The sequence below is a fragment of the Actinacidiphila sp. bgisy145 genome, from assembly GCF_057708125.1.
On the sequence record NZ_JBYIRL010000003.1, the window covers coordinates 180592 to 194975 of the forward strand.

At 71.2% G+C, this 14384-nt stretch carries 9 protein-coding genes; 1 reads left to right on the forward strand and 8 read right to left on the reverse strand.

Going from position 1 to position 14384, the window contains the following annotated elements:
- Nucleotides 1-73 precede the first annotated feature (73 nt).
- From AC3ERT_RS04595 to AC3ERT_RS04625, 7 genes are all read right to left on the reverse strand, one after another.
- Nucleotides 74-598 carry a PadR family transcriptional regulator gene (locus AC3ERT_RS04595; protein WP_335980754.1) on the reverse strand — a complete coding sequence of 175 codons (525 nt, stop codon included), beginning with the start codon at nt 596-598 and terminating at the stop codon, nt 74-76.
- 191 nt (nt 599-789) lie between these two features.
- Complete coding sequence (locus tag AC3ERT_RS04600; protein WP_435124691.1) at nt 790-2247, reverse strand: catalase; 1458 nt, start codon at nt 2245-2247, stop codon at nt 790-792.
- 166 nt (nt 2248-2413) lie between these two features.
- Nucleotides 2414-4630, reverse strand: a complete 2217-nt coding sequence (locus AC3ERT_RS04605) for an ATP-binding SpoIIE family protein phosphatase (RefSeq protein WP_435172784.1) — start codon at nt 4628-4630, stop codon at nt 2414-2416.
- A gap of 67 nt (nt 4631-4697) precedes the next feature.
- A complete protein-coding gene (locus AC3ERT_RS04610; protein ID WP_435124686.1) occupies nt 4698-5396 on the reverse strand; it encodes a class I SAM-dependent DNA methyltransferase in 699 nt (232 codons plus the stop codon).
- 395 nt (nt 5397-5791) lie between these two features.
- Nucleotides 5792-6478, reverse strand: coding sequence for a cytidylyl-2-hydroxypropylphosphonate hydrolase (gene fomD / locus AC3ERT_RS04615; protein ID WP_435172786.1), 687 nt, complete (start codon nt 6476-6478; stop codon nt 5792-5794).
- A gap of 66 nt (nt 6479-6544) precedes the next feature.
- Nucleotides 6545-7930, reverse strand: a complete 1386-nt coding sequence (locus AC3ERT_RS04620) for a class II fumarate hydratase (protein ID WP_435125548.1) — start codon at nt 7928-7930, stop codon at nt 6545-6547.
- Nucleotides 7931-8116: 186 nt separating this feature from the next.
- Entirely contained in the window at nt 8117-9187 is a 1071-nt protein-coding gene (locus tag AC3ERT_RS04625) for an NAD(P)-dependent alcohol dehydrogenase (RefSeq protein WP_435172788.1), read from the reverse strand.
- 109 nt (nt 9188-9296) lie between these two features.
- On the opposite strand from AC3ERT_RS04625, the gene AC3ERT_RS04630 reads away from it, so the two are divergent.
- Nucleotides 9297-9893, forward strand: coding sequence for a TetR/AcrR family transcriptional regulator (locus tag AC3ERT_RS04630; RefSeq protein WP_435172789.1), 597 nt, complete (start codon nt 9297-9299; stop codon nt 9891-9893).
- 194 nt (nt 9894-10087) lie between these two features.
- Here AC3ERT_RS04630 and AC3ERT_RS04635 read toward each other — a convergent pair whose 3' ends face one another.
- Nucleotides 10088-14047, reverse strand: a complete 3960-nt coding sequence (locus AC3ERT_RS04635; protein WP_435172790.1) for a LamG domain-containing protein — start codon at nt 14045-14047, stop codon at nt 10088-10090.
- Nucleotides 14048-14384 lie beyond the last annotated feature (337 nt).

Sequence of the window (14384 nt, forward strand, 5' to 3'; positions counted from 1 at the left end):
GGGTGTGGCGCCGCCCGGCCGCCCTGGTGCGTGCCGAACGTGTCGGCGTCGTGCGCGCCGCTTCCCCCCGTGGTCACTTGGCCACCTCCGCCGCGAGCTGGTCCAGCCGGGCCGCCGTCAGTTCCAGCCAGCGCAGGTCCGCTTCCAGGTGGAACAGGGCGTGGTCGCAGATGAGCTGGTCGGCGAGGTCGCCGTCCCGCTTGCGGCGGGTCAGCTCGCGCATCAGCCGCAGGTGTTCGGCGCGCTGGGTGTCGAGCAGGTCCACCGCGGAGCGGCCGGTCAGCAGGGCCAGGACGACCTTGGTGTACAGGGTCGTCTGGAGGTAGGGCTCGGGCTTCTCGGGCTGGGCGAGCCACGCCGCCACGTCCGTGATGCCCGCGTCGGTGATGGCGTACCGCTTGCGCTCGGGGCCGCCGCCGGGCTCTATGCCGTCCACCTCGACCAGGCCGTTCTTCAGCAGCCTGGCCATGGTCGAGTAGACCTGGCCGTAGGCGAGGGGCCGGTCGTGTCCGAAGCGTTCGTCGAAGGCGCGCTTGAGGTCGTAACCGTGGCGCGGCCCGGACTCCAGGAGCCCGAGCAAGGTCTGGCCGATTGACATGCGAGCAGACTACACCATGCGTATACATCGCGTGTATACCCACTGTGCATAACTCCTCGCATGGGCGTTTTTGCAGGTCAGACGCGTTCTGGGTGGTGCGGTCGGAACACGAAGCAGCCCCGGGGCACGGGGGCGAACACGTGTCCCGGGGCTGCGCCCGTGCGGCGGGCCGGCGCGCGGCCCGCCCGGGGTCAGGGCGCCGTGACCGCCTGCGCGATCCGGTCGCCCACCGCCTGGTCGATGCTGCGCCAGTACGCGAAGGCCCGCTCCAGCACCGGCGCGCTCACCCCGTCGGACAGGTGCCCGGCGACGTTGCCGACCAGCCGGTCCCGCGCCGCGTCGTCCAGCACCTCGCGCACCAGGGTTCCCGGCTGCCCGAAGTCGTCGTCCTCCCGGTGCGCCGTGTACGCCTCCCGCACCATCTCGCCGGCCGCCTGCCACCCGGCGATGTCCCCGTACGCCTCGGGGGACGCGGCCGGGCCGCCGTAGGAGTTCGGCGCGTACGGCGCCCCGGTGCGGGCCGGATCGAAGCGCATCGGGCCGTCCTTGGCGTAGGAGTGCACCGGCACGTGCGGGCGGTTCGGCGGCAGCTGCTGGTAGTTCGGGCCGATCCGGTACCGGTGGGTGTCCGGGTAGGAGAACAGCCGGCCCAGCAGCATCTTGTCGGGGGAGGGGCCGATGCCCGGCACCATGCTCGACGGCTCGAACGCGGCCTGCTCGATGTGGACGAAGTAGTCGTCGGGGTTGGTGTCCAGCGTCATCCGCCCCACTTCGATCAGCGGGTAGTCGCCGTGCGGCCACACCTTCGTCAGGTCGAACGGGTTGAACCGGTAGTCCGCCGCGTCGTCGAACGGCATCACCTGCACCCACAGCGTCCATGACGGGTGCTCACCGCGGTCGATCGCCTCCCACAGGTCCTGCCGGTGGTAGTCGGCGTTGTGGCCGGCCATCGCGTCGGCGTCGGCCTGGGTGAGGAAGTCGATGCCCTGGTCGGTCTTGAAGTGGTACTTCACCCAGTACTTCCGGCCGGCGCTGTTGATCCACATGTAGGTGTGGGAGCCGTAGCCGTTCATGTGCCGGTAGGTCTTCGGGATGCCGCGGTCGCCCATCAGCCAGGTCACCTGGTGCGCGGACTCCGGGGAGAGGGTCCAGAAGTCCCACTGCATGTCGTTGTCGCGCAGGCCGTTGTCCGGGCGGCGCTTCTGGCTGCGGATGAAGTCCTGGAACTTGATGGTGTCCCGGACGAAGAACACCGGGGTGTTGTTGCCGACCAGGTCGTAGTTGCCGTGCTCGGTGTAGAACTTCAGGGCGAAACCGCGCGGGTCGCGCCAGGTGTCCGGGCTGCCCATCTCACCGGCGACGGTCGAGAAGCGGGCCAGCATCCGGGTGCTGCGGCCGGGCTGGAACAGGTCGGCTTTGGTGAACTCCCGCACGTCGCCGGTCACCTCGAACCGGCCGTACGCACCGCTGCCCTTCGCGTGCACCACCCGCTCCGGGACCCGCTCCCGGTTGAACTGGGCCATCTTCTCGATCAGGTAGTGGTCCTGGAGCAGGATCGGTCCGTCCGGCCCGACGGTCAGCGAGTGCTCGTCGCTCTCCACCGCGATGCCTGCGTTGTCGGTCGTGGCCGGAACCTTCGACGTGCTCATCGCGCGCCCCTCCATGGGATTCCCGTCGGGCATGACGGTTCCCACCTTGGCCCGCACCCGGCCGCACGGCACCTGGAAGCGGGCGGCCGTACGAGGGAATGGCACCCGTGTGAAGGGCCGTGCGGAGGAGCCCGACGAGGGTGCCCTCCTGGCAGGAGGGCCCCGGTCAGAACGGCAGCTCGAACCAGACGACCTTGCCCGCGCCCAGACGGGTGGCGCCCCAGCGCTGGGCCATGCGGTTGACGAGGTAGAGCCCGCGGCCGCCTTCCTCCTCCGGGGCGGCGTGGCGCATCCGGGGCAGCAGCGGGGCGTCGTCGCCGACCTCGCAGCGCAGGACGTCGGTGCGCAGCAGCCGCAGCGTCACCGGGCGCTCGGCGTACCGCACCGCGTTGGTGACGATCTCGCTGACCAGCAGCTCGGCCGCGTCGACCTGGTCGTCCAGCCCCCAGCGGGTGAGCGCCTGCCGGACCAGCCGCCGGGCCCGCCCGGCGGTCTGCGCCTGCGGTTCGAGGAACCAGTACGCCACGTCGCTCGGCGCGATCCCGGCGAACCGTGCGGCGAGCAGCGCGATGTCGTCGTCGCGGTCACCCGGCCCGAGGATCTCCAGCACCTCGTCGCACAGCGGCTCCAGCGGCGGCGGGGAGACCACGCTCGCCGCGTCGTGCAGCCGCTCGCGCAGCAGCTCGATGCCGCCCCACACGTCACGGCTGCGCGACTCCACCAGCCCGTCGGTGTACAGCAGCAGCGTCGCCCCGGCGGGCGCGGGCAGCTCCACCGCCTCGAACGGCACCCCGCCCACGCCGATCGGGGCGCCCGGCGGCACCCGCAGCACCTCGGCGAGGCCGTCGGCGTGCAGCAGCACCGGCGGCGGGTGGCCGGCGTTGGCCACCACCAGGCGGTGCGCGATCGGGTCGTACACCGCGTAGACGCAGGTCGCCATCCGGTCCTGACCGAGCCGCTGGGCCTGCTCGTCGAGGTGGTAGAGCACCTCCTGGGGGGCCAGGTCGAGCCCGGCCAGGGTCTGCACCGTGGTCCGCAGCTGGCCCATGATCGCCGCCGACGTCATGGAGTGGCCCATCACGTCGCCGACGACCAGCGCCACCCGGCTGCCGGGCAGCGGAATCGCGTCGTACCAGTCGCCGCCGACCCGGGCGGACTCCGCGGCCGGCAGGTAGCGGCTGGCAAGCTGCACACCGGTCGGCTGCGGCAGCGAGTCCGGCAGCATCTCGCGCTGGAGCGCGTCGGCGATGTACGCCTCGCGGCCGTAGAGCACCGCCTTGTCCACGCCGAGCGCGGTGTGCGTGGCGAGTTGGGCGGCCACCAGCAGGTCGTCGGCCTCGAACGGTGGCCGGTCCGCGCGCCGCAGCAGCACCGCGGCGCCGATCACTCGGCGCCGGCCGCGCAGCGGCGCCAGCAGGGCGCGCCGACCGGTGGGCAGCGGGCCGGGCGGGTTGCCGAGCAGCTCGGCCATCGCGTCGGCGGCCCGCTGCGACTCCGCGAAGACCGGGCGCACCCCGCGCAGCACCTCCGCGAGCGGTCCGTCCAGCAGCACCCCGATGGTCTCGGGGGCGCCGCCGTACGGCGTCTCCAGCGCGGGCAGGGTGCCGACCGGCACGTCCGGTGTGTCTCCCGGGCCCTCCAGCCCGCCGTCCGCCCGGCGCAGCCGCAGCCGCAGCGGGCCCGAGGGGCGCTCGTCGCCGACCGGCAGCGGCTCGCGCAGGTAGACCAGGATGGCGTCGGCGAACGCGGGCACCGCCGAGCGGCACAGCCCGAGCAGGATCTCGTCCAGGTCGAGGCCGCGGGCGATCCGGCGGGTGGCCGCGCCGACGTACCGCAGCCGGTCCGCCTCGGGGCCGGTCTGCACCGGCATCGGGATGCGCATGCCCACCGAGTCCTCGTCCGCGGTGTGCCCGGGCGCGTTCAGCGCCGTGCCCCGCGGCGGTGTGCTCACAAACGAGCTCAACGCCTCGCTCCCCTCCGTCACTGCCGGCACCCATCCCGTGTCGTGTGCCGCGGCCGGCCCCTCGGGCCGGGTCCCGCCGTGCGCCTCGCCCGGCGCCCTTTCCGCGTGGTGCTGCCCCGCCGCCGGGGCACTGCCGCTCCGCGGTGCACTGTACGCCCCGGGCCGGGCCGGTGCGGCGGGCTCGGGGGTCTGCTCGTCGTGCGCGCGGGCGATGGCCGCCGCTCCGCCGTGGTCGTGGCGATGCGCCTCGGCCTCGGAAGCGCCCGGCGCCGCGGGGCCGGGCGGCGCCGCGGGCTCGTCCTCGGCCGGCGGCACCGGCGCGCGCAGCCCGAACCGGCCGCGCGGGTCCTGCGGGTCCTGGGCGTCCTGCGGGGGCGGCGCGGCGTGCGGCCGGGGCGGGTGTGGCGGGTCCGTGGTCACGCGAGTAGGTCCATCCGTCGGTGCTCCGCCTCGGACAGCGCGCGGCGGGGCTTCGGCCTGGGCTGGGTCAGGCGCGTCGGCAGTAGAGGAAGATCTGCTCCTCCGGCGGCACGTCGGTGCTCGCCGGGGCGTACGTGTACGACGTCTCCTTGACCACCTCGAAGCCCGCGTCCGCCACGATGCCGAGCAGTTCGTCCTTCAGATACCCCGAAACCCGGATGCTGTGCCCGAGGAAGGGGATCGAGACGTCGTCGACGTCCGCCTCCACCATGCCGAGCGCCAGCAGGCCGTCGGGCACCAGCAGGTCGCGGATGGCCGTCAGCGCGCCGGGGATCTCCGCTCTGGGCAGCATCAGCAGCGTGAAGAACGCCGCGACCGCGGCGAAGCTGCCGAGCGCCAGCGGCCCGCCCTCGACCAGGTCGGCGATGTCGGCCTGGAGGAACTCCGCCTCGGGGACGTTGGCCCTGGCCCGGGCCAGCATGCCGGCGGACAGGTCCACCCCGGTCACCCGCATGCCCGCGTCGGTGAACTGCCGGGCGGACGGCAGGCCCGTCCCGCAGCCGAGGTCCAGCACCCGGGAGCCGGCCGGCAGTTCGGCGATCAGCCACCCGCCCGCGGTGAGCTGTCCGTCCTTGTGGGGGAACGCCTCGTCGTACCGGTCGCCGATGGCGTCGAACGCCTCGGCCTGGCCGGTACGGTCCCGCCCCGCTGCCGCCGCGGGGTTGGTGGAGGGCGTGCCAACGGGCTCGTAACCGTCGGAATCCACTGCTCAGGACCTCCCTGACTGCTGTGACGCGCTGTGACGTGCTGTGACGAACGGAGCTGGTGCGGGGGTGGGGCGGGGCTGGTACGGGACGGGCGGGCGGACCGGGGTGGAACAGTGCCGGGCCGGGTGGGTCGGGTGGTGCGGTGTACGGCATATGCACAGGAGCGGCACTCGTTTGTACCCCCGTGACGTGGCGTCAAACTCTAGGCCGTGCCAGCCGATTGCGCAGGCTTCCCGGGAACGATCCTACGGTCGGCAGCCGGGGGCGTGCCAAGGGGATCGCGCCCGGCGCCCGCACCTTTGCCGCGCGCCCCGGCGGCCGGATCGCGGCGCGCCGCCGCGCGCCCCGCCGCCGTACCGACGGTTACCCAAGGTCATGCCAGGGGGCGGCATATTCACACCGCGGGGCGGTCCCAGTCGTCCGGCAGCGCGGGCACCGGCCACGCCGGATCGGGGCGCCAGTCCGGCCAGCCGTCGCGGAACGGCGGCGCCCAGGCCCGGATCGCGCGCACCGCGTCCTCGCCGGCCTGCCGCACCCGGGCGGCCTGCTCGGCCGGCATCAGCCCGTCGGCCTGCGCCTGCGCGAACTCGTCCTCGTCCCGCCAATACCACGTGCGGTCCGGGTGGACGGAGATGTCGAGGAAGTGGTCCTGCGAGTCCACCCCGCCCGACCAGCGGCGCAGCGGCTCCTCCAGATTCACGTACCAGCTCTTGAAGTGCCAGCCCTGCTCCCAGAACAGCCAGACCGACCACGGCTGCCCCGGCCGGGCCAGCTTCAGCACCCCGGCGCCGAACCACTGCTCCACCGCCCGGGTGCGCGGCCTGGTGTACCGGGTGGCCAGCGGCTCCTGGTGCACCGGCGTGCCGTCGGCGAGCACCGGCTTGATGCAGCGCGTGCCGGGCGCCAGCCACACCGCGAGCAGGTCCGGGGCGTCGCGCACCACCGTCACCGGACGGCAGATGTGCACCTCGTCCGTGCCGTTGCCGCGGTAGCGCCACAGCACCTGGTCGCCGGCGGCCCAGCGGGGCGGCTGCGGTGCGTTCGGTCCGTCCGGTTGCGTCGTGTCGAGGTCGGCTGTCATGAACGGAGTTTACGGAACCCACTGTTACGGATGGGTCACCTCCCACTACGCAGCGATGATCACCGGCTACGGACGGGTCATCCGCAGCACATCCAGGGCCGCGTCGAGCTGGGCCTCGGTCAGGGCGCCGCGCGCGACGTACCCCTCCTCGATCACGACCTGGCGGATCGTCTTCCGCTCCGCCAGCGACTTCTTGGCGACCTTCGCCGCCTCCTCGTAGCCGATGTAGCGGTTGAGCGGGGTGACCACGGACGGCGAGGACTCCGCGTACTCGCGCGCGCGCTCGGGGTGGGCGGTGATGCCGTCGACGGTGCGGTCCGCGAGCAGCCGGGAGACGTTCGCCAGCAGCCGCACCGACTCCAGGATGTTGCGGGCGATCACCGGGAGCATCACGTTCAGCTCGAAGTTGCCCGCGGCGCCCGCGACGGTGATCGCCGTGTCGTTGCCGACCACCTGGGCGGCCACCATCAGCACCGCCTCGGGGACCACCGGGTTGACCTTGCCGGGCATGATCGACGAGCCCGGCTGGAGGTCGGGCAGGCTGATCTCGAAGAGGCCGGTGCGCGGCCCGGAGGCCATCCACCGCAGGTCGTTGGCGATCTTCGTCAGCCCCACGGCGATCGTCCGCAGCTGGCCGGACGCCTCCACGATGCCGTCCCGCGCGCCCTGCGCCTCGAAGTGGTCGCGGGCCTCGGTGAGCGGCAGCCCGGTCGCCCGCGCCACCTCGGCGATCACCGCGGCGGGGAACCCGGGCGGGGTGTTGATGCCGGTGCCCACCGCGGTGCCGCCCAGCGGCAGTTCGGCCAGCCGCGGCAGCACCGCGGTGAGCCGCTCCACGCCGTACCGCACCTGGGCCGCGTATCCGCCGAACTCCTGGCCCAGCGTCACCGGGGTGGCGTCCATCAGATGGGTGCGGCCGGCCTTGACCACGCCCGCGAACTCCGCCGACTTGCGCTCCAGCGCCTCCGCGAGGTGCTCCAGCGCCGGGACGAGGTCGCCGGTGACGGCCGCGGTCGCGGCGATGTGGATGGAGGAGGGGAAGACGTCGTTGGATGACTGGGAGGCGTTGACATGGTCGTTCGGGTGCACGGGGCGGCCCAGCCGCTCGGTGGCCAGTGCGGCGATCACCTCGTTGGTGTTCATGTTGGACGAGGTGCCCGAGCCGGTCTGGAAGACGTCGATCGGGAAGTGCTCGTCCCAGCGGCCCTCGGCGACCTCCGCCGCGGCGGACACGATGGCCGCCGCCATGTCGGCCTCGATCACGCCCAGTTCCGCGTTGGCCTTCGCGGCGGCGGCCTTGATCCGCGCCAGCGCCTCGATGTGCGCGCGGCTGATCCGCTGCCCGGAGATCGGGAAGTTCTCCACGGCGCGCTGGGTCTGCGCGCCCCACTTGGCCGCCGCGGGGACCCGCATCTCGCCCATCGAGTCGTGCTCGATCCGGAAGTCGTCCATGCCCTTGCCGATGCCCTCGTCCATACCTTTTACAGTGCCGCGCTCGCCCCCTTTGTTCCCTTGCCCGTTCACTCGTTCGTGTAATGGATCACGCTCGGCCGGTGGCGTGCATATGCAGTCGCGCACCCGTTCCCGGCGGTCGAACGGCAGGTCACCGGCCGTGTTTCCGGGGCGCCTTGGCCGCCCTCAGCCCTGTGCCGCCGGCGCGTCCAGATCGGACATGTCGAGCACGAACCGGTAGCGGACGTCATTGCGGGCCAGGCGGTCGAGCGCGGTGTTCACCCGGGCCGAGGGCACCAGCTCGATGTCGGCGGTGACCTGGTGCTCGGCGCAGAAGCGCAGCAGGGCGGCGGTGGCGGGGCGGCCGCCGCTGCCGGCGGAGCTGAGCTTCTTGCGGCCGATCAGCAGGTCGATGGTGTCCAAGGTGACCGGGCCGATGTGGCCGAGGAGGCTGAGCGTGCCGTCCATGGCGACGACGCGCAGGTAAGGGGACAGGTCGTGGGGCGCGGAGATGGTGTCCAGGACCACGTCGAACCGGTCCCGGACGGCCGCCATCTGCGCGGGGTCGGTGGAGACGACCAGCCGGTCCGCGCCCAGGCCGCGCGCCTCCTCGGCCTTGTCCGGGGTGCGGCTGATCACGGACGTGGTGGCGCCGAGCGCGACGGCCAGCTTGACCGCGAGGTGCCCCAGCCCGCCCAGCCCGGCGACGGCGACCTTGCTGCCGGGGCCCACGCCCAGGGTCCGCAGCGGCTCCCAGACGGTGATGCCCGCGCAGAGCAGGGGGGCCGCCGCGGCCGGGTCGAGGCCGGCGGGGAGGTGGTACGCGAACTCCTCGCGCACGAGGTACTCGCGGGCGTAGCCGCCCAGGGTCGTGGTTCTGTCCCGCCGGTCGGTGCCGCCGTAGGTCAGGGTCGGGAAGTCGCGGCAGAAGTTCTCCTGGCCGGCCCGGCACATCGGGCAGGTCCCGCACGAGTCGACGATGTTGCCGACCGCCACCAGGTCGCCGGGGGCGAAGCCGGTGACGGCGCTGCCGACCTCGCGGACCGTGCCGGTGAACTCGTGGCCCGGCACCAAGGCGGCACCCTCGTCGCCTTGGCGGGCGCGAAGGTCGCGCAGGGCGTGGAGGTCGCTGTGGCAGACGCCGCAGTAGTCCACGCGGATCGCGAGGTCGTCCGGGCGCAGGTCGCGGCGCCGGATCGTGGTGCGGCGGAGGGCGGGCGCCGTGGCGTCCGCCTGCCAGGCGGTGGTGGTGCGCATGGGGCTCCTTCGCGGTCTCAGATCACAAACAAACTGTTCGGTCTGTTTCAGCGTAGGGCGCGTGGGGCGCTCCGGCAAACCGACCGTTTTGTCTGTTAACGTGGGTCCCATGCCCGGCCCCCTGTCCGACCAGCCGTCCAGCGCGCGCGGCGCCGCCACCTACCGCCGGATCGTCGACGCCGCCACGCAGGAGTTCGCCCGGTACGGCATCGCCGGGGCCCGCGTGGAGCGGATCGTCGCCGCGGCCCACACCAACAAGGCGCAGCTCTACGGCTACTTCGGCAACAAGGAACAGCTCTTCGACGCGATCTTCTTCGGCTCGCTGGAGCGCATCACCAACGTGGTGCCCATCGATGTGGAGGACCTGGCCGACTGGGCCGTGCGGCTCTACGACGAGTACCTGGCCCGCCCCGACCTCATCCGCCTCGCCACCTGGGCCCGCCTGGAGCGCCGCCCCACCGGCCACCTGACCGAGGACCCCCGGCGCTACGACGACCACAAGCTCCGCGCGATCGCCGTGGCGCAGGCCGCCGGGCGGATCAGACCGGGCGACCCCTTCGACATCATGGCCCTGGTCATCGCGATGTCCATGGCCTGGTCGCCGGTGAGCAACGTGTACGCGGCCGCGGCCGACGAACCCGCCGAACTGCACGAGCAGCGCCGCGAGCTCCTGCGGGACTGCGTACGGCGGGCGGTCACCCCGTAAGCGCGGGTCCGCTCAACGCGGCCTCTCCGGCGCCGAGATGACGTTCCCGGGCGCGTCCCTCCCCGCCCGCGCGCCCTCGGCCCCGAACGGCCCGCCCTTGCCAGGCGCCGTACTGCCGCCCGGTACGGCGCCGCCCGCTCCCCGTCGCCAGGGGGCGGGCGGACGCCGCCGCGTCGGGTGGCGCGGCTTCCGGATCAGTCGAGCTGGGTGGCCTTGGGGTCGTCGGCCATGTTCACGGCATCCGCCAGCGGGAGCGCCGTGTTGTAGACGCGGACGTCGCTGATCTCGCCGTTGGCGTACTCGCCATAGTTGCCGGTGAACTGGCGGCGGCCAATTTCAAGTGGCCCTGCGGCGTTCCAGTCGGTGCCGGTCCACTGGGTGGTGGCGGCTTTGCTGCCGTCGACGTAGAGCGTCATGGTGTGGGCGCTCGCGTCGTAGACAGCGACCAGGTGGGTCCACTTGCCGACGGTGGGTGCTGTGGGGCTGTACACCCCGGTGAAGTCGGTGGAGACGGTGTTGTCGGAGTTGTGGCGGTTGAAGGCCCAGGCGTTGGCACCGGACGAGTAGTAGATCTGGAAGGCGTTGGTGTTACCGCTCGAGTCGGACTGGGAGAGGAAAGTGGAGTTGGCGGCGGTGGAGGTGAGCTTCACCCAGGCGGAGACCGAGTAGCTCTTGGACGTGTCGAGCGAGGGTCCGGTGGTCTCGGCGTAACCGCTGGTTCCGGTGAGGTCGAGGACCTCGCCGCGGGTGGTGTCGGTGCTCCACGCGGCGGCGCCGTTCAGTGTGGCGTCGAGTGCGCCGTTCTGATCGGTGGCGGTGGTCCCGGTGCCGTCGTCGAGGTTCCACCAGTGGGTGGATGCGTCGGTCGCCGGTCCCATCGGCAGGGCGGCGCTGAAGCTGGTGCCGCAGGCGCCTCCGCTCATGACGCCCTGGAATTCGGTGAGTTCGCCCTTCGTGGTGATGGCGAAGAGGTCGGGGCAGCCGTCGGCTGTTCCGAGCGCCGTGGCGCCGTTGGCGTCACCGGAGGAGGAGACGAACGGGTAGCTGGCGGGCGGCAGGGTGAGGCCCAGCGTGGTGTGCGTAGCGGCGTGCAGCAGCGGCACGGTGTTGGTCGCAGGGTCGAGTGCCAGGGAGTAGCTGTACAGGGCGCCGGTGCTGTTGTCGCGAGCCCACAGGGTGGGAGTGCCGTTCACGGTGCCAGGGGCTAGGAGCGTCAGGCCGGACCAGTCGCCGTCACCGAGCAGGATGGGGTTGTCGAGGCCATTGTTGCTGAGCTGGTAGATCCACAACTCTTTGTTCTCGACAGTGACCAGGGCGAGGTTGCCCTGCTCGTTCTGGTAGACGTTTCCGGCGACGACGAGTTGACTGATGGGCGCGTCGTCTTCGTAGCCGGCAGTGCGGCAGAGCGAGTCGTCAGGCGTCTTGTCGGTTGTCTCGCAGTCCGGTTTGGCGAGCAGGTCGATTCGGTCCTTCCCGCTGTCGGTGTAGCCGGGGTACTCCGACCACGGGGTACTGGATGGGTCGCCGGTCGGGTCGAGATCGTTCTTGACGAGGTACAGCTTGTGGGTGTCCTTGTTGTAGGCAAGCAGGTCGTCGCCTTCGCCGCCGGACAGGTTGCCGCGGTGGGCGAGCAGATAGTGGGTCCAGTCGCCGCCGCCAGGTGTTTGGGCTGCTGTGGAGACGATGGCCGGTCCGCCGAGGCGGATGGGCTGCGTGCCGGCGACCGGTCCGGTCTGGACGGGAATCGCGCTCGACGCGGGGTCCATGCCACCCGGGAGCACTTCCAGGTCACCGGTCTTGGTGGTGACCAGCAGGTCCGGGTTGCCGTCTCCGGTGATGTCTCCCGGCCGGTAGGCCGGGTTCGGGTTCCAGGGCACGACGAAGGTGTAACTGGACGGTGCCTGCGAAAGGTTGCCCGCCTTGTCCACGGCATCGACATAGAGCGTGTGAACGCCCCAGTGAGTCAGAGGGACGTCGAGGGAACCGGTGGCGACGCCAGCGCTCGTGCTGGTCACGTGACCGATGGTGCTCGTCGCGGTGGGTTCACTGTCCAGCGCGAACACGAAGTGGTCGATGCCGCTGCTCAGGCAGGCGTTCGGGGTGCAGCTGCTGTCGGAGGCGAGGCTGTCGGTCCCGCTGACGGCGAACGTGGTGGTGCCGGTGGGGCTGGCGTAGACGACCGGGTCGGCAGAGCCGGCGCCGACCCTGGGGAAAGAGGAGTTGGGTTCGATGGTCGGCGTGGGCGGAGGGGTCAAGTCGGTCCGGAACCAGCAGTGGTCGCTGATGGCCGAGCTCTTCCCGGCCTTGTCCTCGGCGTAGACGTCCCAGCCGTATTCGTGGCCGTCCTTGAGGACGAAGCCGATGGGCTTCGGAGCGTCGCTTCCCGACGCGAGCAGGCTGGTGGCAGGGGTGGACTTGTCCAGCGCGGCGCCGCTCGAATCGAGGACGGTCCGGTCCCACACGTGGTAGTGCGCCGCCACGGTTTCCCCCGACACGTTCGAGGTCACGGTGGAATGCAGGGTCACGTCGCTGGAGCCACCGGAGACGCTGGCGGCACCGATCCATCCGTCACCGCTGGTCGTGCAGCTACTCAAGGCGCCGAGGGCAGCAGGCGTCGTGTGCAGGCTCGTCGGCACCGACGGCGGGATGTCGAAGGTCACGGTGAGGACGAACGCGGTCGACATCCGCAGGTAGTTGTCCCGATCGGAACTGTTCTCGTCTCCGAACAGGCCGATGGTCCAGACGTCGTGGCCTCTGGTGGCGATGGTCTGTGCCTGGGAAGTGACGTTGAAGTCCGCGGTCGTGTTGCTGCAACCGTTGTCCGGATTCGCTCCGCTGGCGACGTGGGTGGCGACGGCGGGGTAGTCGGAATCGAGGGTGCCGGGCTTGTTCTCCCAGTCGGTGTTCTTGTCGATGGAGTTCGTGGTGTGCAGAGTGATCGGCTGGTTGTGGGAGCAGTCGTTACTGGCGGCGTAGGTGGTGGAGACAGCAATGCTGGCCTTGGACACCACCATGGCAGTCGTGAGCTTGTCAGTGGTGATGGCGTAGTAGGAGCGCTCGATGCCGCTGCCGCAGGCACCGCCGTAGCCTTGGTAGCCGACTCCTTCGCCCTTGGTCTGAGGCTGGTCGTATGTGGGGACATTGGAGCAGGCGGAGTTGGAGTAGACCTCGTCGTAGTGGCCGGTCTTCTCCGACACCGGGTTCGTGGCCGGGTCGATGTAGAGCGGGTAGGCGGTGTCCGGGTCGGAGAGCACCGAAGCGTCCGGAGTCAGGGTGAGCCCGTCTCCGCTGGTGGTCATCGGCACGGGAACGACCTGGGAATCGGGGCCAGGGCCGGTCGTTGACGAGCCGGATGCGTCGACGGTCGCGGCGCGCGCCGATGACTTTCCGACTGTCGAGGATGTTGCCGTGCTTCCGGATCCGGAGTCCCACATCAGGGGCTGTGGGGTGGTGTAGTCGAGGTTCCCGTTGGCGGCTGTGGCTTCCATACCGCCGGAGGGAGTGGCGGACAGGGTGAGTCCGTCGGTGGAGGCGGCCAGAGTCAGTTGGCGGATCAGGGGATTGGCCGCAGCCTCGGCGTCGTGGACGACCAGGACGTCACTGAACCCGCCCTGGTCCGTCACCGACACCGACAGGTCCACCCCGGGGAGCACTGACGCGTACGTCGCGTCGGCGCCCGTGACGGTGGGCGCGGGAAGCGTGAAGGGCAGAGACAGGGACATGCTCGACCCGTCGGCATGGTGGAGCGTCACCAGCGGGCCGCTGCCGCCGCCCGAGAGCGTGACGCCGTTGGGCGTCGCGGCGGGGGAGTACGTGCCGTCCGTGTTCGGCTCGAGGGTGGCGTCGACCGGTGTCCAGCCGCCGTTCTTCTGCACGCGTACCGGATCGAGGTCGGAGGTCGCGGTGAAGGAGCCGTCAGGGTTGGCGGTAACGCTGTATGTCTCGGTGGTCAACGCGTCGACCGGGACGGCTTGGTCGTTCGCCACGGCCTGGTCCTGCGCCGCCGCCAGCGGATCGTCCGACTGGGCCGGCGTGTCGGCGTAGGAGGGAAGAGCGGGAGCCGTGAACAGTACGGCGACAGCCGCGGTGATCAGCGCCGTGCGCCGGAATCGGGCACGGGACGGGACGCGCTTTTTTGCGCGGTAATGGAACAACGATGGCACTTCCTTTAGGTCAGGACCCCCCAGGGCCTGTGATCCATCACACGTTTGCGACGGCACTTGGTCACGATCGGTGATCAAGATGCCGTCCGAATTGGCACCTTCTGCGACTCTTTCGTCCTTCACTGAATGGACACATGAGCTACGCAAGAAGGACATGGAATGCCCATCGGGCCAACACAGGCTATTGAAATGCCTGTTCGGCCTCAATAGCCTCCAACCGGCGATCGCACCATCTGTGGTCGTGTTCACACGGCCCGTCACGGGCTATGCAGCAGGGGGGCGTTACCGCGATGGCTTGGGGGCGGGGTTTCTTCGCGGCACGGCGACA